Raw genomic sequence first — 23,999 nt, 5'->3', positions numbered from 1 at the left:
GCGAACTCGATTACCGATTGACGATGACGATCTCGGGGTTGGACCGCTCGTCGACGTAGTTGCTATCGCTCGGCGGAACGATCTCGACCTCGAGCGTCCCGGTGTTTTGGTCCTGACGGAGTCCGGCGTCGTCCGGAATCGTGATCTCGTCACCGCCCTCGACGTAGACCGGATCGTCCAGCTGTGCCGAGCCAGCGGCGACGATGACGGTCGCATCCTCGACCCGATTACCCGCGTCGTCGACCACCGAAAACGAGAGCGTGCTCGCCAGCTCGCTCTCTTCGAGCACGTGATCGTCCTCCCACTCGATCGTGACTTCGGTTTCGCTGAACTCGCCGATTCCGCCGAGCATGTTCATCATGATCGAAAGCGCCGCGATTCCGACCACGAGCGCGATGACGAGCCGGATCGGCAGTCCTTCGATCGCGCGCTCGTCCGATTCGAACGATCGAGTCGATCTCGTACGGGACGGCGACGCTTGCGTCCGCTGCTGTGATGTACGCATACCGCCACTGGTCTCGTTTTCGTACTTAAATCGTCGCAGCCGGAATTAAATGCGAAGGCGAGGGCAGTTCGTGCCGTGACGTTCGTACTCGGACGGACGGGCGGACTCGACGACGGACCGACGGGACGACTCGGGTACTACCGTGCACTGGACGACAGCCGAGGGACAGAGCTTCATCTGGATCTCGACGAGCCCCACGCGGTATTACTCGTTGGCAAGCGCGGATACGGAAAATCGTTCACCCTCGGCGTCGTTGCAGAGGAATTATCGCGGGTCCCTGGGATCGCACCAGTCGTAATCGATCCGATGGGCGTGTTCTCGACGCTGGCTCAGGCGACCGGTGACTCGTCCGTTCGTGCTCGCGTGATCGACTCGCCGACCGTCGCGCCCTCGGCGCTGGAACCGCGGTCGTGGTGTGAACTTCTGAACCTGTCTCCCGAAAGCGGTGCCGGTTCTCTGGTGTGGCAGGCGGCAGCCGGGGCGGCAACGATGGACGAAATGCAAATCCGCATCGAATCGAGCGACGCTCCGGGTGTCGACAGACGGACGGCGACCAACCACCTCGAACTGGCGCAGTCGTGGAACGTCTTCGACGAATCCGGACTCGACGCGACAGCTCTCGACGGAAGTCCGGTGACGGTCGTCGACGTGTCGAAGCTGGACACTGCACCGATGAACGCCGTCTGTCGAGCGATCGTCGAGGGAGTTTATCGCGCACGCGTGAGCGAGCGAACGAAACGAATCCCCTGGCTGTTGCTCGACGAAGCACACGCGTTCTTCGAGGGAATCGCCGGGCCCGCCCTGCGAACGGTTCTGACCCGCGGTCGCGCGCCGGGCGTGAGTCTGGTCGCCGCCACCCAGCGGCCGAGTGCCGTTCCAGCCGTCGGTATTTCGCAATCGGACGTCGTGATCACCCACCGGTTGACGTCCCGGGCGGATTTCGAGGCGCTCGAGCGCGCTCGCCCGACGTATTTCGAGGCGTCGATCACGGAACGTATGCCGACCGAACCGGGTGACGTCGTCGTCACCGACGATGCGACCGAAACCGTCCACGCCGCCCGGATTCGCGAACGCGCGACCCCACACGCCGGAGACAGTCCGAAGGCGAGCGACGCGGCGGTCGATCGAACCGACGAAACGGGCCGAACACCGTAGCGAGGTTTGGCCGAGAGTTTAAACCCGAAGACGAAGCCAGCGAGCGTGTGACCGATTACGATCGCCTCGAACAGCGACTCGCCGCCGTCGAACGGACCGTCGTCGACGGCGAGTTCGCGTTCGACGAACTGCCGGATCGTGGTTCCCTCGTTGCCGACCTCGAGCGTCTCGAGTCGCGTCTCGACGCGTACGAGTATCGAGTCGCCACACTCGAGGGAGAGACTGAAGCGCTTCGCGGATTCGTGGATCGGCTCGAAGCCGTAAACAGCGGAGTCGAGCGGGAGGCGACGACGGCGTTGCTCGTCGTGGATCGCCTCGAGCGACGTCTCGACGCGCTCGAGGACAAACTGGGCGCGCCCCATCCAGAGGTGGATGACGAAGACGACGGCGAATCCGATCGAACCGCGCGGGAATCGGCCGGCAGTAGCGAACGGCGGTCGGCCTCGAGAGCCGACCGGTCGATCGACTGTCCCGACGAGGATATTATCGGAGAGATCGTCGGAGATTCAGCCCGTTCGGAAGATGCGGATTCCTCGAGTGAGACCGGACGGACAGAGTCGGTCTCGGTTGCTGGACGCACCGCCTCCGTCGAACAACGCGCAATCGAGCGTCGACTGTCGTCGACCGACGTCGGACAACGCGACCGGGAATCGGTTTCCGGTGCTGATTCGGCCGGGTTCTTCCGATCGCTCGTCTCGAGGCTTCGATGATACGGTACGTGCTCGCGATCGTGCTGGCGGTCGCGCTCGTCGCGTTGTCGGCTCCCGCGATCGAACACGCTGCGAGCGTGACCACCGAACGCCAAGTCGAGCGTGACGTCGACGCGATCGAACGCGGCGCAACGTCCCTGATCGAACGCGAAGAGTTGCCCCCCGACGGACAGCCACCGCCACGGCGAACGGTACCGGTAACGCTTCCCGACGCGTCGATCACGGCGTCGTCGATCGACCGGTTCGAAATCGAACGAACGAGCGCGGAAACCAGCACGGCGACCGTTACGCTCTCGGATGGCGTTCAGTTCACGGAACCGATCGACGCCCCGATCGTGTACGAAACGTCGACGGCGAATCGATCCGTCGAACTCGGCGGAACCGGGGTCGAACGGACGCTGGCGTTGCACCTCGCGACGGATCCCGACGGAACCAGGATCGTCGTCGTTCACCGAACGTAACGGTGGCCGTTCCGGTGGAGCAAGCGATACCTTCGAGAGCGATCGGCGGTCGCGCCGGCAACGCGTTTCCGGGGAACCGACCGCAGGGCTGGACGGTCCGGCGTTCGAGTTTAAATACGAACGGGCAGGTACGACCGCCATGTCTACGGATGGCAGTGGTTCCGTTCGGTCGCTCGTCGCCGGATTCGGCCTCGGGAGAACGGTACCGATCGACAGATTCCGATCGACGAATTCCGGTACCTGTTCGTGTCGCGTGACGTTCGAAGACGACGTCCTGACTCTCAGAACCGACGATTGTGACGACGGTGAGACACTTTTTGACTCTCCCTCGTGTCGACGAACGGTCGTCGAACGACTGGCCGACCGCGGCGCAGACGGAATCTGCGTTCGGTCTCGTGGCCTCGAGCACCGATACGACGATGCAGCCGTGCGATTGCTGGCCAGCGCCGGACGGTTCGTCGACCTGCTCGGCGATCGCAACGAACGGCTCACGCGGGAGGCAAAACGCGATCCGCTCGCGGTCGGAACCGAACTGAAAAACCGCGTCGGACCGGTCGCGGACGTCGGTTACGAGTCCGGATTATCGCAAATCGCCAGCGAGATCGACAGCTACGACGAGCTCAGACCGAACGTCGGTCCGGGGATCGGGGACTACTACCTCGACCGACGGTCCCCGGCGAACGGGACGCTGAGCGACGTCACGGAACTCGAGACGGGAACTGTCGCCCGAATCTACGATCGACCGGACAGCGTACCGCTGTACGTACTCGACACCGTCGACCTCTCGCTGTCGACGGAGGAGCGTCACCTGCTCGTCGACGGATACGAAGCGATCGCGACCGGCGTCGTCGACGGTGAACGAGCCGCCTCGAGAGCGATCGAACGCGTCAGTGACGGCGCGGTCGAACCGCTGTTGACGGCGATACTGTCGAAACACACCGACGGCTACGGCGTTCTCGAGGATCTGTTTTCGGACCCGCGGATTACGGACGTCTACGCCACCTCGCCTGTGGCGCGAAATCCGCTCCGCGTCGTCGTAGACGGGCAGTCGGCGACGACGAACGTCGAGCTGACCCAGACCGGCGTCGAGTCGCTCGCCTCCCGCGTCCGACGAACCAGCGGTCGCGCGTTTTCTCGGGCGACGCCGACGGTCGACGCGACGGCCGAGCTGAACGTCGGAACGAGCGTTCGGATCGCCGGGGTTACCGATCCCGTCGCGAACGGAACGGCGTTCGCGTTCAGAGAGCGGGCCGACGACAGATTCACGCTCCCGGCGCTGGTCGAGAACGGAACGACGTCGGCCGAAACTGCAGCTGTTCTTTCGATCGCAGTCGAGCGAAACGGTGCCGGACTGATCGCGGGGACCCGGGGATCGGGAAAGACCACACTCCTCGGAACGCTGTTGTACGAACTTCGTCCCGATACGAGAACCGTCGTCATCGAAGACACGCCGGAACTACCGGTCGGGGCGCTGCAGTCGGTCGATCGAGACGTCCAGGCGCTTCGGGCGGGGACCGGGGACGGTCCGGAGATTTCGCCGGCGGATTCGCTCAGGACGGCTCTCCGGCTCGGTGACGGGGCGCTCGTCGTCGGCGAGGTTCGCGGCGAGGAGGCGCAAGTGCTCTACGAGGCGATGCGCGTCGGTGCCAACGCCAACGCCGTCCTCGGAACGATCCACGGGGACGGAGCGGACGACGTGTACGAGCGGGTCGTCTCTGATCTCTCGGTCGAGCCGTCCGCGTTCGCTGCAACCGACTTCGTCGTCACCGTCCAGTCCTATCGCACTCCCAGAGGGCGAAGCCGACGAATCGCGCGGATCGAAGAGGTGGTCGGACGCGGAGCCGACGTTCGGTTCGAGTCGCTGTTCGACCTCGGCGGCGACCGGGCGACGTCGACCGGTCGAATCGGGCGCGGTGAAAGCCGTCTCGTCGACAGGCTGGCAGGGCCGAGCGAAACGTACGCGGACGTTCGCGCCGCGATCGCGGAACGAGAAGAGCTGCTCGAGCAACTGGCGAACGATCGACGGACGAGCCCGCCCGAGGTGGCGGCGGCCTACGCAGACCGTGGTCGCGTCACGTGGACATGACGAGCGCGGCAGAGCTGTGTCGAACGGTTGCGGCGCTGTACCCCTGGCCGGTGAACCCGAGCGACGAACTCGTCGAGTCGGTCGCGTTTCTCGAGGCGAACGTTCGACCGGAGACGGTGATTCGTGCGGGGAACGGAGCCGGCGCGGTCACGGCCGTTCTGTTACTCCCATCGGTGTTGACGCCGGTTCCGGGATTCCTCGCCGCCGTTTTCGTCGCCGCGGTCTCGATCGCCGTCGTCCACGGCGTCCACGCCGCGCCACGGCTGGCTGCGGCGCTGAAACGGACCGAGGCGCTCGGCGACGCGCCGAATCTCGTCGGGCGAGCCGTGCTCCGAATGCAAGTTCAACCCTCGCTCGAAGGGGCGGTCAGGTTCGCAGCGAAAACCGGTCGTGGACCGCTGTCTGACAGTCTCGGAACGCACGTCGATCGCTCGAGGGGGACCCCACGGACTGGTCTGCTGACGTTTGCCGACGAGTGGGCCGAACGATTTCCAGCCTTACGTCGGTCAGCGCACCTGCTCGCGACGGCCCAGGACGCACCGGAAGCCGAGCGTGGACGCACGCTCGATCGAGCCCTGTCGGCGATTCTCGACGGGACGCACGCTCGAATGGCGGAGTTTACGTCGTCGATCCGGGGACCCGCGACCGGACTCTTCGCCTTCGGAGTGATGCTTCCGCTCGCACTCGTCGCGCTGATTCCCGCTGTACCCATGGCCGGCATCTCCGTCGGCGTCTGGCCGTTCGTCCTCGTGTACAATCTCCTCCTCCCGGTTGCACTCCTCGCAGCGAGCCTTCGGCTCCTCGTCCGTCGCCCCGTCGCCTTTCCCCCGCCGACCGTCGACGGGAACCATCCGGAAATTCCGGATCGACTCCGGCTCCGTAGCCTGTGGGGAATCGGTGCGGGCATCTGCGCGTACGCGCTCGTCTCATCGTTCGGGCCGTCGTTTCTCGCACCCCTCGCCGCAGTGGGCGTCGGAATCGGGAGTGGGTTAATTTCGCTCTACCGTCCGGTTCTTGCCGTTAGACACCACGTAAGAGACGTCGAAGCGCACCTGACCGACGCGCTGTATCTCGTCGGCCGCCAGGTCGCGGAGGGCGAATCCGTCGAATCGGCGATCGATCTGGCCGGAGACCGCGTCCCGGGGGAAACTGGTGCGGTGTTTACGAACGCCGCAGGACTGCAGCGTCGACTGGCGGTCAGCGTCGAAGATGCCTTCCTCGGACGGTTCGGCGCACTCAGACACGTTCCGAGTGCTCGAGCACGCGGAACCGCCTCCCTGTTGGCGATCGCCGCCAGCGAGGGCCAACCCGCCGGACGAGCGATCGTTTCGATGGCCGCCCACCTCGAGGAACTCGAAGACGTCGAAGCCGAAACCAGGCGCGAACTGGCCTCCGTCACGGACACGCTCGACAGTACAGCGGCGTACTTCGGCCCGCTCGTCGCCGGCTCGACCGTCGGGCTCGCCGGGATGATGACCGACGATCTGCTCGCCGTCACCGACGCCTCGACGCTTCCGCCGGATCAGCTGGGAATCGTCGTCGGCGTCTACGTCGCGACGCTGTGTTTCATCCTGACTCCGCTTTCGATCGCGCTGCGGTACGGACTCGACAGGGCGCTCGTCGGCTATCACGTCGGACGCGCGCTCCTCTCGAGCACGACGCTGTACGTCGTCGCCGTTTCGCTCGTCGGGACCGTTCACTGATGGAATTATCGTAGCCAACCGAGGGTTTCGAAACCCGTCCCTCGACGCCGTGTCTCGGTTCGTCGCGGGAAAACTACGGACTCCGGCGAAAACCCGTTCCACCGTTTAAATACCATGACGAGGCAACCGCGGGCATGGATCTGGAAGCCCCGATCGACGCGTGGTACGTCTGGATCGGCGTCTCGGCGGTCAGCATCGTCGTTGCGGGCGTCGTTCTCGGACTTCCGACTGGACCGCCGCCCGACGCGACTGGCGCGATAAACACGATCGACAGGGTCGCGGGGAGTCCCTCCGAAGCAAGCGCCAGCCACCAGCACGACGCCGAGGAACTCCGCTTCCGGGATGGAAAAACGCTCGAGTTGCGAAACGAGCACGGCCACACCCACTCGAGTCTAACCCACGGATCGGTCGTGTTGGTCACGGACGACGAGCGTCTCGAGAACGTCGCGCTCGGGAAGCCGTTCGACGAAGCGTTCCGGGCGGAACTAGACCGAGAGAACGTTGACGCGACCGCCGAGTTCGTCGACCGCATCACGGACGCACACGCTACCGCCGATGGCGAATGGCACCCCGCCGGCGATCGACTGGTCGTTCGCACGCTCCGGATCGCTCCCGAGAGGTCGGAGCCAGGGCCGCGAATCACGGCCGAAGTGACGGACGTCCTCGGTGACTGGGAAGACCACGAGGAGCCGACCGAACACCACGCGACCTCGGTGCGCATCGAGTACGACGGAGACGAACATGACGTCGACGCGGTGGTTTCAGCACGCGGCGTCTCGTACGGTCTCCCGGCGGAGACGACACACGAAGCGGAAACCCGGTTCCGCCACGGAACCGACTCTGCCGAACTCGAGTTCGACGGACGCGAGGCGCTCCAGCTGCCGATCTCCGTCGACGTCGGCGTCGACGACGGGCCGACCTGTGCCGTCGAAAACGTCACCGAGTATCGCGAACGGGTCGTCCTCTGTGATGGCCGGGATAGCCGTGACAGTGTCGAACTGGCCGAGAACAGTCGTCAGATCGAAACTGATCCGAAAACGGGGGAGTACCGTGTCACGCTCGTGGTCGCGCAGTAGGTGTCAGACGGAGCCGCTCGCGGCGCTCGTCGCAGTGGCACTCGTCTGTTCGGCCGTCGTCCTCTACGTGGGCGTCCTCTCGGACCTCTATCCGGGCGTCACCGATCGCGATCCCGCGGACGCGACGCTCGAGCGGGTCTGGAACGGTGCCGGAAGCGACGGCGTCTACCACGAAAACCGTGATCGACGCGACCTCCACGACGGCGTCCGATCTCCGGAGGGGTACACTACCGTCGTCGCGGTCACGACGGTGACGGACGACGGGCGAGAGATCACGGTCGACAGCGTCCTCGTCGATCCCTCGAACGACGTTCGGTACGACGGGTCGGACGTGGATCGACCCGATCGAACCGCGACGGCGAGCCGGTCGATCGGCGTCCAGCTCGATCGGGATCCCGCCGGCGAGGTCCGGGGCGGAACGCTTCACGTGGAGGTCTGGCGGGAATGATCGGATCGGGAACGGCCGATTCTGCGAAGGCGACCGCCACGCGGGAACCGTCGATTCGGGGACCAGATCGCCGTGGTATCAGTACCGTCGTCGACGTCTCGCTCTGTTTGCTCCTGATCACCGCGTCGATCGCGGTGATCACCGTCTTTCTCGCCGCAGATCTGGATCGACACGATCCGACGATCGCCGACGAAACCGCACAGACGCTCGCGACGTCGACGACGACGGTCGAGTACTCGATCCAATCCGTCGAGCGTCGAGACGACACTGGCGTCTTCGACGACGCGACGTACGATGCCGATCGATACGATCGCGTCCATCACGGTCCGCTTGCACAACTTCTGGGAGCGGCCGCGATCAGCGACGCCGGAATCGACGGTGATCCGTTCTCCGAAGTCGGCGTCGAGTTTCGAGAGGCTGTCGACGCGAACGTCCGGAGCGAGCTGATCGGTGCCCACGACCACATTCACGTCATCGCACGCTGGGAGCCGTACGAATCCGCGTCGATTCGGGGAGAAACCGCCGCCGGCGATCGACCACCGGCGGACGCGGACGTGAGCACCGTCACGTTCACGGTCGCGAGCGGGTTTCCGGAAACCCCGGACGACGAGCTCGAGGGCACGTACGACGTCGAAAACGGGAGTTTCGATCGGGCGGCAGATCCGATCGCCGAGGCGATCCTCGACGGACAGTTCCCGACGGAATCGACGACGATGGCGCTGCAGGGAGACGGGCTCGACAGATCGCTGATCCTGTACGAGTACCGCCGGTGGAGCGACGTTCTCGGCGTCGACGCGGAGGTCGAACGCGAGTACCTGAACAGGACGGCCGTCGACGTCGATGGAGCCAACGAAATTCTGTCCGAGAACGTGAGCGACGTGATTGCCGCGGATCTCGAGGAGACGTTCGACGAGACGACCGACGCCGAACTCGAGAGTGAGGATACGACCGGCGAAGCGGCCATCTCGGCCACCGCCGACGAGTGGCTCACGTCGACCGTCGCGACGGACGAAGTAACGATTACCGTCCGGGTGTGGGACGAATGACGCGCCCGGCGAACAAACGAACGTTGGCGTCTCGACCATCGACGGTGTCGGTGTCGCTCGACGAGCGAGCGCGAATACCGTTCGCCCTCGTCGGCGTTCTGTTGCTCGTGACGAGCATCACGTCCGTTACACTTCTCCAGTCGAGAGTGGCCCCCGAACCAACCGTCGACGCCTCGCTCGCGATGGATCGGACCGCCGCGACGACGCAAACGGTCGTCCGAAACGCCGTCGCCGACGCGGCGGCGGAGGCAGCACGAGAGCCGCTACTGGTAGCCGACGCGGACCATCCGTGGGGCGTTGCGGTGGCGAACGTCGACGAGACCGAGGACCCCGCCTGGACTCGCGAGCTTCCGGAAGCCGACGACGCAGACGTCGACCCGGACAGGGCGTTCGAACGGTATCTGAAACTGCGTATCTACGCGGCAGTCGAAACGGACCTCGGTCATCTAGACGGTCCCTTCCGAGAGGACACGACGACGAACGTTTCCGTTCCGCCGCTCGAAGAGAATACGACGTCGGCGACCGACGCGATCGACCGCGTTCGTCTGCGACCAGGGATCGATCCGACGAACGACCTCGAGCCCGGACAGCTCGAGGTGACGATCGAAAACGTCGAGTTGACGGTCAGACGGAACGGTCGGGAAATCGCTTCCCGGACCGACGACGTGACGGTGACGGTCGGAACCAACGTCTTCGTCCTTCACCAGCTGACTCGCGAGTACGAACGGCAGCTGAACACCGGGATCGTCGAGGGCGGGCTGGACGATCCGACGAGTGTGAACGGACTCGGACAGCAGTACGCGGCACGAATCTATCCGCTCGCCTGGGCCCGCGGCATCGCACAGTGGGGTGGTGCGCCACTTTCGGAGGTGATCGCGAATCGCCACGCAGAAGTGATGGCGAACGACGCCGTCTTCTCGGTTCAGGACTCCGTCTTCGGAACGACCGATCCGAACAGTCGAGCCGTGATGCGAAACGCGTGGGGGTGTCTCGCCGCACAGGATGCCGAAGAGCTGTACGACGGACAGACGGGCGACGAACCCGCGGTTGCGGACGCCGAAGCGTTCTGCTCCGGTCTCGAGTACGTCTACGGCGACCAGAACGCGAATCTGGACGAGCCGGTCGATACGGCGGACGTCATGGAGTCGGCCGCAGATGCCGTGGGAACGGAAGCGGGAATGGGAAGCGAGCGGACGATCTCCGTCGACGAGTTCGCCGACCTCGCGTACGCGCAAACGCTCACGGAGTTGGACGTTCACGACGTCATCGACGACGTCCACAGCGTCGAGACGCGAGCGACGCTCGAGCGCGGCACGGATCGAACGAACAGACCCAGTAGCAGGCAACCGTCCGGACTCCGTGATTCGAGTAACTGGACGAGAACGAGAAACGACCTGCACACCGAGACGACCGTCGACGTGTCGGTCGATGAGGACGATCCGGATACGGCCGAGCGGGAGACGACGTACCTCTCTGCAACTGCGACGGTCCGCCACGATCACGAGCGCAGTCTTCGCTGGAGCTACGACGGTCCGGAGGACGTGAGTTCGCCGGTTACCCGAACGCGTCGGTCGGCGTCGACGTACGAAACCGAAATCGAAGTGAACGCACGTCATACGGATCGAGACGCAATCGAATACCGGGGAATCGACGGCGGCTACGACGAGGCGGTCGACGACGAGTGGCCAACCAGCTTACCCGACGAATTTTTCGACGGTGACGACGCCTGGGACGGCCTCCTCGAGGACCCCCTTCCCCTCGACACCTACGCGCAGTTCCCGGACGAGAGCGTCGAACGCTTGCTCGCGGTCGATCCCGATGGCGACGTCGAAACACAGCTCGAGCGTCAGATAACGGCTCCCGAGGACGTCACTAGCGAACGGCAGCTTCGGCGTCAACTCGCCGTCGCCGACGAAGACCGGGCGACGCTCGAGACGGATCCGCCGAACGAGTTGATCGCAGCAGCGATCGCGCTCGATCTCTACTTCGTCCGCACGCAGTTACAGGAGGAGGCCGACGACGTTACCTTCGACGACGGGGAGTTGCTGACGGGAGATCCGTTCGGGGAGTTGAACGAGGAAGTTGACGAACAGCTCGTCTACTACGGCGTGTCCGATCGGTATCCGACCGCGGCGGACAAAGCTCGCGTGGAGGCGCGTCAGAACTACATCGACAACGTGAACGGACAGCTCGAGACGACCAGCGAGACCACCAGGCTGGTACAGGACGAACTCGACGACCGCATCGACGTCGAACTCGGCGTTACGGACGACGTCGACGGCGCTCTCGAGGGGCTGACCGACTTCACCCGTGAAGTCGCCGGCGGGCGAGCCGACTACCAGCAGGCCGAGATCGAAACGCCCTATAGCGACGAAGTCGAGGTTACACCGTCCGGATCGCCGACTTACCTCTCGCTCGAGTCGGTCGAAGCGGAGGAGGTGCCGGCGACCGGCAACGCGACGCATACGCCGATGGTCGCACGGAACAACAACTGGTTTGCGATCCCCTACGGCGAACTCGACGTCGGCATTCTCGGAGACGTACTCAGCTGGCTGTTCGACGCCAGCGACGATCACGTGCTCACGTTGCGAATGGCGGGCGAACTCCTCGAGGCCGCGCGGTTAGCGGACGTCCTACTCGAGGAAGAAGGCGAGCAACTGGTCGACTCCGATGCGGTGTACGAGGATCTCGAGGATGCTGTTAATCAAAGAATCAATAATTTGGACGGTGAAACAGCTAGTAGAGTCAATGAACCAAATAATGATTTGAATCTTGATGAAGGGGAAATTGAATCACTCATAAATGAAGGAATAAACAATATTGGAGATGGAACATCTGGACAGCAGGCAGCAATGCTGGGAAGTGGCGATGGTATTGATTATGTCGAGCAGTATGTGTATGAAGAGATCAAAGTAGAGAATCATGGAAAACAGCCATATATGAATGAGGACATATTCAAACAATCTGCTGCCGTTAGTGTCCGTTACGCGCTGAGTGAAGCAGTAAATGAATCGACTGTTGATGATTTCGATCCAGATTACGTTGATTATTTGAACGAGAGTCTTCGAGACGAACTCGAGGAACGGACCGAAGAGATCGTCGCCCAGCGAGTGAACGAAACGATCGACGAAAGCGATCTCGAACACGAGTGGCTGCGAAATAACGAAAGCGGGATGCTCGACGAAGGTGGAGAGTTCGACCTGTCTCCGAACCGCATTCCGGCAGGGATGCCACTCGTTCCGCTTCCGAGCGGGTGGGTTGCCACGACGAACGTCTGGGACGTCGAGGTCAAAGGCGAGTACGCGAGATTCGAACTCGAGTCGAACGCGGGAACGCCGACAGCAACTGCGGGAGAACGGTACGTTCGCGAAGCTGGAGCGGTCTCGCTCGAGGGGAATCGTCTCGGTTCCACGCGGCCGATCTCGTTCGAGTCTCAGACGCTCGTGATCGTCGTCGTCCCGCCGCAGCGACTCGGCGTCGGTGACCGAACGGGAGACTGGGCGGAGGAATCCCAGGGATGGCCCGAGGCAGGACCAGAATATGCAACTAATTGAGTGCTAATTAACACAATTTCGTTGATATTTAGGCCCCCTCAAGTGCATAGAGGGTATTGTTTCGAGAAGATATGTAAACAACATCTTCAGCCACAACTGGGCTGTCTGTAATAGTTGATTCTCCAGTAGTAACAAACGACCATTGTTCTTGGCCGGAATCTACGTCAACAGCATAAAGAGTATCTTCTGCAGTTATGTAAACTGTTGTATCTGTTACAGTAGGTTTTTCTGATAAGATAGTCTTAGCATCAAATTTCCAGTTCATTTTACCAGATTCAGTGTCAACCGAGTACAGGTAATTGTTCCAACTGCCAAAATAAACAGATCCGTTTGCTACAGACGGTGCAGTTGGTGTACGACCATCCACGACATATTTCCACTTGATTTGTTTATTTAGTATGTCAAAAGCGTAGACTGCAGAATCAGAACCAGAGATATAAATTGAATCGTCAACTACGGTAGGAGAGTGGTCATACATACGTTCTCCACTTTCATTTTCAAACCGATATTCAATCTCATCGCTTTTAATGTTGTAAATAAGAGCTGATTCACGATCGCCCGTAAAAAGGTTGCTTCCCCTGATTGCAGGAGCTTCTGGTACACCCCCTAGGTCTTCTAAGAGAATTGTCGACTCGTCAGAGTGACGTGCACTGCTTATAAGTCGTCCAGAAGCAAGTATGTAGATCGTTTCATCTACTGGGACAGGATGCTTTATTGTATAATTTAATTCTTCTTCCCACATGTGCTCCCCATTCTTCGTATTAAAACCACATAACTCCCCATCAGATGTAGATACGTAAATAATATTCTTGGAAACACAAGGTGGTGATGAAACAAGACCAACTTCTTCTTCCCATTCAATTTCGCCAGTCAAGCTATTAACCGCATACAAGTTTTCGTCCCAGCACGCTGCATAAACAGTCCCATCAATAACTGCAGGGCTTGAATTAAACTGATCGCCACCCTCGAGTCGCCAGCGGACGCTGACGTCGTCGGTTGGACCGTTCGCGTGGGGTTGATAGCCGGTGTTCTGGCGGTCTGCACCGAACATCGGCCAATCGCCGGACGAACGCGACGTTCCGTCGGTCGCCCCGTCGGCTTCGTCTGCGGCGTGTTCGTCCTCGTCCGCACAGCCTGCGAGTACCGCCGTTCCGGCCGTCACACTGCCACAGAGGGTCAGCCACTCGCGTCGAGTTCCTCGTCGGTTCCTGCCGTTGTCTCCCATTTAATATACGTTTTATTAGTTAGTTAAAATAATAAAAGTGTCTATCGGAACTGGTGGGCGAGATCACAGCGATACCAGTTGCGAACGGAGTCGTGGGTGCGGACCAGGATTGTTCGTCGAATCCCGTACACGAATTACGTCCCATCCCACCGGAATAGACCGAACTCCCTTTACAATGGAAAGCGAACGGCCCCGTGTGATGATGTGGGACGCAACCAATCCGCTCGATGTACAGTTCGATCGGGAGCGCGTGCGAACCCGTCCCTCGAGACGGGGCGGTGGGCCGACCGCGAGTCGTGACTCGGGACGCCGACAGGAGGGCCAGCGGACCGCCCAGGAGACGCACCCGAACGGCAAGTTTCGAATCGAACGCGTGAGCGCACAGCGCGCGGGCGGCCTGGATCGATGACGGACGCACCGAACTGGACGTTCAAGGATCGGGATATCGCGATCCTCTGTGAGCTTTCGAACGATCCCCAGCTGTCGTCTCGAGAGCTGACCGACGTCCTCGAAGAGCGCTACGACATCGACGTCTCGCACGTCACCGTCAGCGAGTCGATCAGGAGAATGCGAGACGAGGGGGTCTTTCGGGAGGCGATCGTCCCCAACGAGGAGTACTACACGTTCGCGCTGTTCGAGTTCAAGTTCAATCCGGAAAATTTCGCGGACGACTGGCGTGAGGCGATGGAACACGTTCGCGACGACAAACACACGCTCTTTTTCTTCCTCTCGGATGGGGAGTATCAGTGGAAGTCGGTGATGATGTTCCGGAATACGGAACAGATCTCCCGGTGGATTCACGACTGCTACAAAACGCACGGAAGCGTCATCGCGAACATCCGAAGCTCCGCGGTTCACAACGTGTTGAAGTTCCGGACCGATCCGCAGATCTACGAGGATCTCAGGCGAGGTATGGACGATCGATGAGACGGAGAGGACGAACGGAGGGACGCCGGGAGGACGGACTGTCGGACAGCGGGTAGTACGACCCCGATCGGGAGTTGGCGGCCGTCTCTGTCGGTGACGGCCGCGTACGGGCGATCGGTCGTCGAGTCGTTCCGTCCAGCACCACAGCGGGGAGGGGTTCGATCAGTTCGAGATGCTGACGCCGGCGTCGCACACCGCGAACGATCACCTTCGATACGTATTCCGTCCCGTCGTTGTATTGCGTGAGTATCACAGTGACAGGCCCTGGACATCCGAACCCTTTTCTGCGTTGTTGACTAACTGGTTAGTTAGATGGGTGGATCGATCACGAATCGTAGAGCGTCGGCGGTGAGCGTCGCCGGCCTCTCGAGCGATCGGAACCGTCTCCGAGCTCGCCACCGGAGGAAGGATCCGTGAGCTCGAGCGACGGCTCGAGCGAGCGCCGAGATCGAGACGCGGTCTCCGGGGCACGCAGTCAGTACGTCGTGATCGGTGCCGTGATCGTGAGCACGTTTTTCGTCGGATTCGGCGGCGGCGTGATCTTTCCGATCCTTCCGAACCTCGGCGTGCTCCTGGGCATTTCCCCGTTTCTGGTCGGTGCGATCTTGAGCGCAAATCGGTTTTCGCGGCTCGTCGCGAACGCACCCGCCGGCGTCCTCGTCGATCGCGTCGGAACGCGGACGCCGTTCGTCGTCGGGATGGTCGTCCAGGGAGCCGCCACGGCGGGCTACGTGATCGCCGTCCTCGCCCCGTTTCCCGAGGGGTGGTTCCTCGGTTCGCGGATCGTGTGGGGAGTCGGCAGCGCACTCGTGTTCGCGACCGCGTACACGATCGCCGCCGACGTCAGCGACGGAGGCTCTCGCGGGACGAACATGGGTCTCATCAGGGGTGGCGTTCTCTTCGGGTTCCCCTGCGGCGTCGTGATCGGCGGAATCATCAGCGAGGTTTCGGGAACCGTCGTCGCATTCGCGGTGGCGACGGCGTTCGCCTTCGTCGCGAGTGCGGTCGCCTACGCGACGATTCCCGAGACTCACGTGGAGGGCGACGGACACAGATCGATCAAACCCTGGGAGGTCGACCTGAGCGTGCCGGCGTTGACGATCGGACTGGTGAACTTCGCCGTTCTCTTCGCGTACATCGGGGCGCTGTTCGCCACGCTAGTTCTGTTTCTGGGCCACAACGACCTCGGCGTCTTCGGATTCGACGCACAGGCGTCGTCCGGGATTTTCATGGCGCTGACGGTGATCGCCGCCGGGGCGTTCATGTTCGTCGGCGGTTACGTGAGCGACCGACGAGAATCGCGGATCCCGATCCTCGTCGCGTTCCTCTGTACGACGGCCATCGGTTTCGTCCTGCTGGCGCGTTCGGATTCCGTGGCGACGCTGGCCGTCGCGTGCCTGTTCATCGGTGCGGGACAGGGGGGCACGAGCGGACCGCTGATGGCGCTGCTCGCCGATCTGACGCCGGACGAACGAATGGGCCGTGCGGTCGGGACGAACAACGTCCTCGGCGACGTCGGCGGCGGGCTCGGTCCGATCGTCTCGCTCCCGCTCGTCGGGGTGGTCGGTTTCTGGCCGATCTACGTCGTGTGTGCGATACTCCCCGTCGCGGCGGGGCTGGTTCTCGTCGCAGGGGTTCACGTCGAAACGGGGCAGTTCCTGCCGAACGTCGGAACGAGCGAGGCCTCCTCCCGCGGCTCGGACCGAACGTCGGAACACGCCGACTGATTACCGATCCTCCGGCCCCTCCGGGTGACACAGCCAGTCACGGACGATCGTCTCGAGCGCGTCGCTCGTCAGCTGGGCGACGTCGTCTCGTCGGAGCGTCACCTGGTAGATTCGCGCGCCGTTCAGGCAGGTGAGAAACAGCGTCGCCGCGAGCTCCGGATCGACGTCGCGAAAGAGCCCGCGTTCGACGCCGTCCTCGACGATCGCGACCAGCGTGGCTTCGACCGTCTCGTAGTTGTGGGTGAGCTGTCGGCGAAACTCCTCGTCGTACGGCGCTTCGGTGCGGATCTCGAGCAGCGCGATCATCAGCTCCCAGTGGTCGAACTCGCCGCGCTCGGGCGGGCCGAACAGCAGCGTCTCGAACAGCGTCAGCAGCCGTTCGTCGGGCGCTTCGTCCTCGTCGACGGCGATGTTGCGGTTGAACGCGTCGAGCAGGTACTCGAGGAACGCGACGAGCAACGCCTCTTTCGTGTCGTAGTGGTAGTGAATAACGCCTTTCGTCTTGTCGAACTCGTCGGCGATCGCCTGCATCGTGAGGTTCGCGTAGCCGTGTTTACAGAGCGCGCTGTACGTGGCTCGCATGATCGCCTCCTGCGTGTCGACGTCCTCCCCGTCGCTTGCGGGCCCCATGTAACACGATCGACGTAAAATACGGGCAAAAGCGTTTGGATACCGTAAGCGGACCGTCGCTCGCCGCGGCGGGCGGAAAGGTTCAATGACGTCCGCCGGGGAGTACAGCCATCGGACGATCACGATGACGGACAGAGAACTTCACCTTCCGGTCGCCGCACAGCCGTCGGTCGAATCGCTCGTCGGGTACGCACGGCGGGCCGAAAAAGCGGGCTACGAGCGCGTCTCGCTGCCAGAGACGTGGGGTCGCGACGCCGTGACCGCGCTGACGGTCATCGCCGAGCGAACCGAGACGATCGGGCTCGCCTCGAGCATCCTCAACACCTACTCGCGGTCGCCGGCGTTGCTCGGCCAGACGGCGGCGACGCTCCAGGAAGTCGCCGGCGGGCGGTTCCGCCTCGGCATCGGGCCGAGCGGACCCGCGGTGATCGAGAACTGGCACGGCCTCGAGTACGGAAACCCGCTCAGGCGAACGCGCGAAACCGTCGAAATCGTCCGACGGGTGCTCGCCGGAGAGACGGTCGAGTACGACGGCGAGTACTTCTCGCTTTCGGGCTTTCGGCTCCGGTCCGAGCCGCCGGAACCGACGCCTCCCGTCGACGTGACGGGGATGGGGCCGAAGGCCGTCGAACTCGCCGGCCGTTTCGCGGACGGCTGGCACGGTATCGTGCTCACGCCCGACGGCGTCAGGGATCGTCTCGAGGACGTCTCCAGCGGAGCGGCTCTCGCCGGCCGGGATTCCGAGGAGGTTCGGGTGACGGTCGGCGTCACCTGCTGTGCGCTCGCGGACGATCGACGGGCCAGGGAACTCGCTCGCCAGCACGCAGCGTTCTACGTCGGCGGCATGGGGACGTTCTACCGCGACTCGTTGATCCGTCAGGGGTACGACGAAGCCGAGTCGATCCACGACGCCTGGCAGGACGGCGACCGAAAGCGTGCAATGGCCGCGGTTGGAGACGAGTTACTCGACGAACTGTGTGCCGCGGGCGATCCCGAATCGGCTCGCGCGTCGCTCGAGCGATTCGAAGCGATCGACGGGGTCGACGCCGTCGCGGTCGGCTTTCCGCGCGGTGCCGGCGAAAGCGAGATCCGCGAGACGATGGACGCACTGGCTCCGAACGGTCGGTGAGTCTGAACTCGAGACGAACGTCGAAAGAGCGTCACCGGACGGTTCGCATCTCCGGCGACGGGGCCGAGAAGTCAGCGGGGACAGCCGCGACGAGCACCGGGATCGTTCGTCGACCCACGAGCTAGTGGACGCCCCGTCGTATGGAGGCTCTGGTTCACTCCTCGAAACGCCTGCGTGAGGGCGTGGGCGGCTCCCGAGCAGAAGACCGGTCGAAAGGCTTCAATGGATCACGTTCGACAGTAGTGGTATGCCCGGGAAGGTTCCGCCCGAGGAGTTGCTCGAGCACGTGTTCGATCGGACGGGTGACGACGTCGACGAGACGGTGCTTCAGGGGCCGGCGGACGGCGAAGACGCGGCGGCCATCGACTGGCCCGGCGGCACGCTCGTCGTCAGCTCCGATCCGATCTCGCTCGCGGCGTCGCAGGTCGGTACGCTCGGCGTTTACGTCGCCTGCAACGACGTCGCCGCGTCGGGAGCCGATCCGCGGTGGCTCACCGTCGTCGTCCTGTTGCCCGACGAGGACGTCTCGCTCGAGACGATCACGGCCGATCTCGACGCGGCCGCCAGCGACGTCGGGGCGACGATCGTCGGCGGCCACTCGGAGTACGTCGACCAGCTCGAGCGACCGCTGGTCTCGCTGACGGCCATGGGCGCGACGGAGACGTTCGTCCCGACCGGCGGATGCGAACCCGGCGATCGGGTCGTTCTCACGAACGCCGCCGGGATCGAGGGAACGGCCATCCTCGCAGCCGACTTCGGAGACGATCTCGACGTCGACGAGTCGACGATCGATCGCGCGACCGGTTTTCTCGAGGAGATCAGCGTCGTTCCCGCGGCGCGGATCGTCCGCGAGTACGCGACGGCGATGCACGACCCGACCGAGGGTGGCGTGGTCGCCGGACTGCTCGAACTCGCTCGGGCGTCGAACGTGCGCCTCGAGGTCGACCGCGATTCGGTGGCGGTTCGACCCGAAACCGAAACGCTGTGTGCGGCCGCCGACGTCGATCCCCTCCGAATTTTCGGCTCGGGGGCGTTGCTCGCGACAGTTCCGGCCGACGATTGCGCCGACTGTCTCGCGGCGCTCAACGGCGCCGGTATCGAGGCCGGCGAGATCGGAACGGTTCGGTCCGGATCGCCCGAACTGGCGCTCGATGAGGAGGTGATCACGGATCCCGTTCGCGACGACCTCTATCCGCTGTGGGAGTCGGCTGACGGTCAGTAGAGAGACGAAAACAGAGAGCCTCGTTTCGGTCCCGCGACCCACCTCGAATCGACGGACTCAGCGGCCGGTAGATCGCCCTGCACCAAAGGCTATATCTATTAGTGTTGGCCGTTATCATTCGGGAACAGGTATGTCCGATATCAGATCCCAGGCGCGAACGATCTGGGATACCATCTACGAGCGGGTTGGGGAGGATCTCCGTGCCGTCATCCGATACGAACCGACGAACTCCGAATCGGTGATGCGGGACGACGTTCGGTCCCAGTACGAGCCCGACGGAACGCGAGCGATCGTCGACCAGACGATCGTCAGCCAGTTGAACGACCGTCGTCAGGAGAGCGCGTTCGACGTCGGCCGACTGAACGCCGTCGTCAGAGTGTTCGAGGACGCGTGGATCGTCTCGTGTCCCGAGACGGTCGCGCGGAAGTCGGGGGTTCTCGTGTCGATCGATCGAAACGGCGACGCCGCGAGCGTGACCGATCTCGAGTGGTGCATTCGGTACCTCGAGGGCGGATTCGGTTCGGTAGTGCAATAATCGCCAGCGCCCACCCACCCACCCCTCGAGTCACACGTCCGGGAGGAGGGCGTCGGAATCGTCGTCGTCCGACCGACGAGGGAAAAACGACGAAGAGCACCACGAGAAGATTACGAGGAATCGAACGGCCGACGCATCGCAGGCGAGAGTCGAGCCGCGCCGACGGGAACGAAGAGCACCCACGCGACGAGTACGGCGTACGCGCCGACCTGAATCGGAGCGACGGTAACGGCATCGGCGGCGGTTCGAATCGCCGCGAGCCCAGCCAGCCCGACGGCGACGAGCAACGCGCCCTCGGTCCGGGACGGCGTCTCCGGAAACCCGTCGACGGAGAGCGTAGCGGCGAGGCCGCCGAGTCCGCCCCCGAGCGCGAGGAGCGCGTCGTCGACGCCGCCGGTAACGACGACGGCCGGCGCGGCGAGCGCGACCGCGACCGCGAACCCGATCTCGGGATCGCCGCGTATCAGCCGGTTCGCGGCGAGCAGGAAGGCGACTCCCAGCACGGCACCGGCGAGCACGTCGCCGAGGTAGTGGACGCCGAGGATCACGCGCGAGAGCGACACCAGAACGACGATCGCGCCGATCGCAGCGAGCCAGCGCCGATCCTGCGTTCGTTCGAACGCAAAGCAGAGCCCGCCGTAGACGACGACCGCCGCGAAGGCGTGGCCGCTCGGAAAGCCGTAGCCGTCGACCGAGAGCGGGACGAGCAGGGCCGATTCCGGCGGACGGGGCAGGGCGAGCGCCGCCTTGATCGCGAGCAGGAACGCGACGCCGGCGACCGCGTAGCTGATGACGAGAGCGGTTCGGCGGCGACTCGAGAGCCAGAAGAGGACGGCGAGGAGTACCATCGGAACCGTCGTTCCGCCCAGTTCCGTCACCGCGAGTACGAGTTCGGCGTACTCGGCCGGATACGCCTCCCGCACGACGACGCTTTCGTCCTCGAGTCGCATGTCGGTTTGCCGTGAACGTTCGGACGACGTAAACGTTCGCTTCGACGCAGCAGTGTGCCGTCAACCGGCGGTACCTGCAAAATCGGAGGGGACGTCGGTCAGCGTCCGGCCCACTCGAGCATTCGTCGGTAGACCGGATCCGACTTCAGCGCGCGCGGATCGCCGACCAGGACGAGCGCGCGTTTGGGTCGCGTGAGCGCGACGTTGATCCGCCGGTAATCCTCGAAGATCGGGCCCTCGAGCGTTCCCGTCGCGGTGAACGAGACGACGATGACCTCCTGGCTCGAGCCCTGGAAGCGATCGACGGTGTCGACCGCGACGTCGGAGGGGACGTGCGTCGAGATCTCCGAGACCTGCGCTCGGAACGGAGCGATGACGCCGATCCGCGACCGGTCGAGACCGGCCTCCTCGTACGCCCGGACGAGATCGGCGATCCGTTCGGCCTCGGCGGTGTCGGTGTACCTGCTCTCGTCGCCCTCGACGTCCACGAAGGCGACCGGATCACGGATCGACTCGGGGAGGTCGTCGCGGGAGACGCCCTCGAGGTCGTCGAGCGTGCGGCCCGCGACCTCGGGCGTCGCCGGTCGCAGTCGGCCGTCGTAGAACTCCGTCGACGCGAACGCCTGGATGCGCTGGTTCATCCGGTACTGGCGATCGAGCATGACGCCGGCGTCGGGGTAGCGCTCTACGAGACGTTCGAACAGCGACTCGGTGAGGTCGTTTTCGGCCCGGACGACCGGCGGCAGTTGTTCGTGGTCGCCGACGAGCACGAACCGGTCGGCGAGCGTGACCGCCGCGAAGGTGCCGGGTTCGGTGAGCTGGGCCGCCTCGTCGACCAGCGCGACGTCGAACGACTGCTCTTTCATCACTCGCGAGCCGCAGGTGGCCGTCGTCGCCGCGACGATCCGGGCGTCCTCGAGTGCGGCCGCCCGCGTCGCCGGCTCGCCCGCCCGCTCGAGCCGGTAGGGCTCCATGTCGTCGCGGACGCCGCTCTCGGAGCCGACGCGGACCACCCGGTCGTCCTCGACGGCACCGTTCAGTTGCTCGAGGACGGCCTCGAGGGCGTTGTCGACGGCGCGGTTCGTAAACGCCGACAGCAGGACGCGCTCGCCGCGGTCGACCAGCGCGCGGACGGTCCGGGCGATCGTGTAGGTCTTTCCGGTCCCGGGCGGCCCGTGGATCAGCGCGAAGTCGCTCGCGCCGACGGCGTTCGACACGGCCTCGTTCTGGGCGTCGTTGTTGTCGACGAACGTCTCCTCGACGGGGTCGAACTCGGGATCGGCGCGGCCGAACAGCACGTCCTTGCGCCGATCGTCGCCTTTCAGGAGGAAGTCGTGGAGCGCCGAGAGAAGCCGATCCGTGGTCAGTTCGGAGGGGTAGACGTCCATCCGCGTGACCTCGACGGCTTCGTCGGCGGTCAGGACGACCGCGTCGTCGTCTAACCGTTCGATCCGCGCAAGCTCCGACTGTCCGCGGACCGGGTGACCGTCGCTCGCGAGGACGAGATCGCCCTCACGGAGCTTCGAGGTCGCGCCCGTCCGCCGCCGGGCTCGAAGCTCCCACCGACCGCCGTCGAGCGGTCGCTTCCCGACGAACTCGAGGTCGACCAGCGCGCGGTCGTCGTCGGCGCGTTCCTCGGCGTCTTGCTCCCAGAGTTTGGCGTACTCGCGGTGGACCTCCCGACGTTCCTCCTCGATCGCCCGGTACGTGCGCTCGAAGTACTCCCGTTCCTCGGGGGGTAACGGCCGCCCGATCTGGCCGGCTTTCGACTCCTGATCGAGCCGGCCCGAGACCACCATACAGGTGTCCTGCTCGAAGCAGTACTCGCACTTCGCGTCGCCCTCGTAGCCGGTCGGCACGCCGCCGTCGATCTCCATCGCGGCGATCTCGTTGCGCAGCCTGACGACGAACTGTAGCAGGCCGTTGCCCATCGAAAACTCCTTCGCCGGCGTGAGATCGCCGGTTTCCTCGTTGCGATCGAGCGCCGAGTTCTTCGTATAGAGCAGGGTGCCGGTGTCGACGTCGCCGCCGTGTTCCTCGAGCAACAGCGCGTAGCAGGCGGCCTGGACCTTGTCCTTGAACCGCGGCTCTTTCCGCAGGTTCTTTCCCGTCTTGAGTTCGACCGGCGCGCCGCGGCGGATCGCGTCGGCTCGACCCCGGATACCGAACGTCTCGCTGATGAGCAGCTGTTCCGAACGCCAGCTGCTCTCTGCGGGCGCGAACGGTCGCTCGGGATCGTCGTCGGCTGTCGTCCGGTTCGCTCCGTCCGTCTCCGTCAGCCGTCCCTGCTCGAGCCAGCCCTCGATCGCGGCGGCGTTCTCACGGACGTCCTCGGCGACGGCTTCGGACGATTCCCCGAGCAGACCGAGTTCGAGGCCCCGTTCTTCGATCCGCGCGTCGATCGCGTCCTCGAGGTCGCGCCCCCGAAGCAGATCGCCGAACACCTCGTGGACGATCGTCCCTTTCACGACGGGGTAGTTCAGCGGCACGCCCGAGAGCTTGTTCAGGTAGTACAGGCGGGGACACTCCACCCAGTTGCGGATCGACGTCACGTTCACGAGAAAGGTCGGTTCGACGACGACGTAGGAGTCGCCCGTCGTCGCGTACCGGGTTTCGCCGCGGTACTCCTCCTCGCCGACGTCGGTCACGAGTAGCTCCATCCCCGGCTCGAGCAGCGCCGCCGACTCCGTCCACTTGTTCCAGAGCGTAACCGTCGTCGGATTTCGTTCCGCGTCGGTCGGCGTCTCCGTCACGACGCCGTCCGCCCGCTCGCCGTCGCCGACCTCCTCGAGCACCAGCGGGACCTCTGCGAGGTCGGTTTCTCCGTAGGTCGTCGACACCGATCGAACGTCGATCTCGCCCGCGACGGTTCCGCGTACGTACACGCCTACTGGTCACGAGCGAACGATC

Annotated in this window: 20 protein-coding genes; 15 read left to right on the top strand and 5 right to left on the bottom strand. The window is 63.9% G+C overall.

Annotation, left to right across the window (positions count from 1 at the left end):
* Positions 1-10: 10 nt before the first annotated feature.
* Entirely contained in the window at positions 11-505 is a 495-nt protein-coding gene (locus tag EA472_RS07350) for a DUF7382 domain-containing protein (protein WP_124190867.1), read from the bottom strand.
* A gap of 75 nt (positions 506-580) precedes the next feature.
* Between EA472_RS07350 and EA472_RS07345 the strand changes: the two genes are divergently transcribed.
* From EA472_RS07345 to EA472_RS07305, 9 genes are all read left to right on the top strand, one after another.
* Positions 581-1,660: an ATP-binding protein gene (locus EA472_RS07345; protein ID WP_124190866.1), complete on the top strand. Its 1,080-nt coding sequence runs from the start codon at positions 581-583 to the stop codon at positions 1,658-1,660.
* A 47-nt stretch (positions 1,661-1,707) separates the two neighbouring features.
* The gene (locus EA472_RS07340) at positions 1,708-2,370 is read left to right on the top strand and encodes a DUF7310 family coiled-coil domain-containing protein (RefSeq protein WP_124190865.1); all 663 of its coding nucleotides are present in this window, start codon (positions 1,708-1,710) and stop codon (positions 2,368-2,370) included.
* Positions 2,367-2,831, top strand: coding sequence for a DUF7311 family protein (locus EA472_RS07335; RefSeq protein ID WP_124190864.1), 465 nt, complete (start codon positions 2,367-2,369; stop codon positions 2,829-2,831). The genes EA472_RS07340 and EA472_RS07335 overlap by 4 nt, the downstream gene beginning before the upstream one ends.
* 139 nt (positions 2,832-2,970) lie before the next feature.
* Complete coding sequence (locus tag EA472_RS07330; protein WP_124190863.1) at positions 2,971-4,917, top strand: type II/IV secretion system ATPase subunit; 1,947 nt, start codon at positions 2,971-2,973, stop codon at positions 4,915-4,917.
* Positions 4,914-6,620 carry a secretion system protein gene (locus EA472_RS07325; RefSeq protein WP_124190862.1) on the top strand — a complete coding sequence of 569 codons (1,707 nt, stop codon included), beginning with the start codon at positions 4,914-4,916 and terminating at the stop codon, positions 6,618-6,620. The genes EA472_RS07330 and EA472_RS07325 overlap by 4 nt, the downstream gene beginning before the upstream one ends.
* A 134-nt stretch (positions 6,621-6,754) precedes the next feature.
* Positions 6,755-7,696, top strand: coding sequence for a DUF7283 family protein (locus EA472_RS07320; RefSeq protein WP_124190861.1), 942 nt, complete (start codon positions 6,755-6,757; stop codon positions 7,694-7,696).
* Positions 7,697-7,730: 34 nt separating this feature from the next.
* Positions 7,731-8,144 (top strand): DUF7285 family protein, encoded by a 414-nt coding sequence (locus tag EA472_RS07315; RefSeq protein ID WP_124190860.1) that lies wholly within the window; start codon positions 7,731-7,733, stop codon positions 8,142-8,144.
* A complete protein-coding gene (locus tag EA472_RS07310; RefSeq protein WP_124190859.1) occupies positions 8,141-9,190 on the top strand; it encodes a DUF7284 family protein in 1,050 nt (349 codons plus the stop codon). The genes EA472_RS07315 and EA472_RS07310 overlap by 4 nt, the downstream gene beginning before the upstream one ends.
* A gap of 50 nt (positions 9,191-9,240) precedes the next feature.
* Positions 9,241-12,744, top strand: coding sequence for a DUF7286 family protein (locus EA472_RS07305; protein ID WP_124190858.1), 3,504 nt, complete (start codon positions 9,241-9,243; stop codon positions 12,742-12,744).
* A gap of 28 nt (positions 12,745-12,772) precedes the next feature.
* Here the strand turns inward: EA472_RS07305 and EA472_RS07300 are convergent, their stop codons facing one another.
* Positions 12,773-13,969, bottom strand: a complete 1,197-nt coding sequence (locus tag EA472_RS07300; protein WP_124190857.1) for an outer membrane protein assembly factor BamB family protein — start codon at positions 13,967-13,969, stop codon at positions 12,773-12,775.
* Positions 13,970-14,168: 199 nt separating this feature from the next.
* Here EA472_RS07300 and EA472_RS07295 point away from each other — a divergent pair, with 199 nt between their 5' ends.
* From EA472_RS07295 to EA472_RS07285, 3 genes are all read left to right on the top strand, one after another.
* Positions 14,169-14,378: a hypothetical protein gene (locus EA472_RS07295; RefSeq protein WP_124190856.1), complete on the top strand. Its 210-nt coding sequence runs from the start codon at positions 14,169-14,171 to the stop codon at positions 14,376-14,378.
* On the top strand, positions 14,375-14,896 hold the full coding sequence (locus EA472_RS07290; RefSeq protein ID WP_124190855.1) for an Lrp/AsnC family transcriptional regulator: 522 nt from the start codon (positions 14,375-14,377) through the stop codon (positions 14,894-14,896). The genes EA472_RS07295 and EA472_RS07290 overlap by 4 nt, the downstream gene beginning before the upstream one ends.
* A gap of 413 nt (positions 14,897-15,309) precedes the next feature.
* Positions 15,310-16,623: an MFS transporter gene (locus EA472_RS07285; RefSeq protein ID WP_124190854.1), complete on the top strand. Its 1,314-nt coding sequence runs from the start codon at positions 15,310-15,312 to the stop codon at positions 16,621-16,623.
* Here the strand turns inward: EA472_RS07285 and EA472_RS07280 are convergent, their stop codons facing one another.
* On the bottom strand, positions 16,624-17,253 hold the full coding sequence (locus tag EA472_RS07280) for a TetR/AcrR family transcriptional regulator (protein ID WP_124190853.1): 630 nt from the start codon (positions 17,251-17,253) through the stop codon (positions 16,624-16,626).
* A 124-nt stretch (positions 17,254-17,377) separates the two neighbouring features.
* Between EA472_RS07280 and EA472_RS07275 the strand changes: the two genes are divergently transcribed.
* The 3 genes from EA472_RS07275 to EA472_RS07265 all read left to right on the top strand — a co-directional run bounded on the left by EA472_RS07275 (position 17,378) and on the right by EA472_RS07265 (position 20,139).
* Positions 17,378-18,382 carry a TIGR04024 family LLM class F420-dependent oxidoreductase gene (locus EA472_RS07275; RefSeq protein WP_124190852.1) on the top strand — a complete coding sequence of 335 codons (1,005 nt, stop codon included), beginning with the start codon at positions 17,378-17,380 and terminating at the stop codon, positions 18,380-18,382.
* Positions 18,383-18,629: 247 nt separating this feature from the next.
* Positions 18,630-19,604 carry an AIR synthase family protein gene (locus tag EA472_RS07270; protein ID WP_124190851.1) on the top strand — a complete coding sequence of 325 codons (975 nt, stop codon included), beginning with the start codon at positions 18,630-18,632 and terminating at the stop codon, positions 19,602-19,604.
* A 130-nt stretch (positions 19,605-19,734) separates the two neighbouring features.
* Complete coding sequence (locus EA472_RS07265; protein WP_124190850.1) at positions 19,735-20,139, top strand: hypothetical protein; 405 nt, start codon at positions 19,735-19,737, stop codon at positions 20,137-20,139.
* Positions 20,140-20,249: 110 nt separating this feature from the next.
* On the opposite strand, the gene EA472_RS07260 is transcribed toward EA472_RS07265, so the two are convergent.
* Both EA472_RS07260 and EA472_RS07255 read right to left on the bottom strand, forming a co-directional pair.
* Entirely contained in the window at positions 20,250-21,089 is an 840-nt protein-coding gene (locus EA472_RS07260; protein ID WP_124190849.1) for a phosphatase PAP2 family protein, read from the bottom strand.
* A gap of 98 nt (positions 21,090-21,187) precedes the next feature.
* Positions 21,188-23,974, bottom strand: coding sequence for an AAA domain-containing protein (locus EA472_RS07255; RefSeq protein ID WP_124190848.1), 2,787 nt, complete (start codon positions 23,972-23,974; stop codon positions 21,188-21,190).
* Positions 23,975-23,999: the final 25 nt, after the last annotated feature.

The organism is Natrarchaeobius oligotrophus, from assembly GCF_003841465.1.
In the GTDB taxonomy this organism is placed as follows: domain Archaea; phylum Halobacteriota; class Halobacteria; order Halobacteriales; family Natrialbaceae; genus Natrarchaeobius; species Natrarchaeobius oligotrophus.
This window is presented reverse-complemented; position numbering and strand designations above follow the sequence as displayed.

Excerpts from the sequence above, each read along its gene's own strand:
- EA472_RS07350 (WP_124190867.1), bottom strand. The coding sequence starts at position 505 with ATGCGTACATCACAGCAGCGGACGCAAGCGTCGCCGTCCCGTACGAGA.
- EA472_RS07335 (WP_124190864.1), top strand. The coding sequence starts at position 2,367 with ATGATACGGTACGTGCTCGCGATCGTGCTGGCGGTCGCGCTCGTCGCG.
- EA472_RS07330 (WP_124190863.1), top strand. The coding sequence starts at position 2,971 with ATGTCTACGGATGGCAGTGGTTCCGTTCGGTCGCTCGTCGCCGGATTC.
- EA472_RS07325 (WP_124190862.1), top strand. The coding sequence starts at position 4,914 with ATGACGAGCGCGGCAGAGCTGTGTCGAACGGTTGCGGCGCTGTACCCC.
- EA472_RS07320 (WP_124190861.1), top strand. The coding sequence starts at position 6,755 with ATGGATCTGGAAGCCCCGATCGACGCGTGGTACGTCTGGATCGGCGTC.
- EA472_RS07310 (WP_124190859.1), top strand. The coding sequence starts at position 8,141 with ATGATCGGATCGGGAACGGCCGATTCTGCGAAGGCGACCGCCACGCGG.
- EA472_RS07300 (WP_124190857.1), bottom strand. The coding sequence starts at position 13,969 with ATGGGAGACAACGGCAGGAACCGACGAGGAACTCGACGCGAGTGGCTG.
- EA472_RS07295 (WP_124190856.1), top strand. The coding sequence starts at position 14,169 with ATGATGTGGGACGCAACCAATCCGCTCGATGTACAGTTCGATCGGGAG.
- EA472_RS07290 (WP_124190855.1), top strand. The coding sequence starts at position 14,375 with ATGACGGACGCACCGAACTGGACGTTCAAGGATCGGGATATCGCGATC.
- EA472_RS07280 (WP_124190853.1), bottom strand. The coding sequence starts at position 17,253 with ATGGGGCCCGCAAGCGACGGGGAGGACGTCGACACGCAGGAGGCGATC.
- EA472_RS07275 (WP_124190852.1), top strand. The coding sequence starts at position 17,378 with ATGACGGACAGAGAACTTCACCTTCCGGTCGCCGCACAGCCGTCGGTC.
- EA472_RS07270 (WP_124190851.1), top strand. The coding sequence starts at position 18,630 with ATGCCCGGGAAGGTTCCGCCCGAGGAGTTGCTCGAGCACGTGTTCGAT.
- EA472_RS07265 (WP_124190850.1), top strand. The coding sequence starts at position 19,735 with ATGTCCGATATCAGATCCCAGGCGCGAACGATCTGGGATACCATCTAC.
- EA472_RS07260 (WP_124190849.1), bottom strand. The coding sequence starts at position 21,089 with ATGCGACTCGAGGACGAAAGCGTCGTCGTGCGGGAGGCGTATCCGGCC.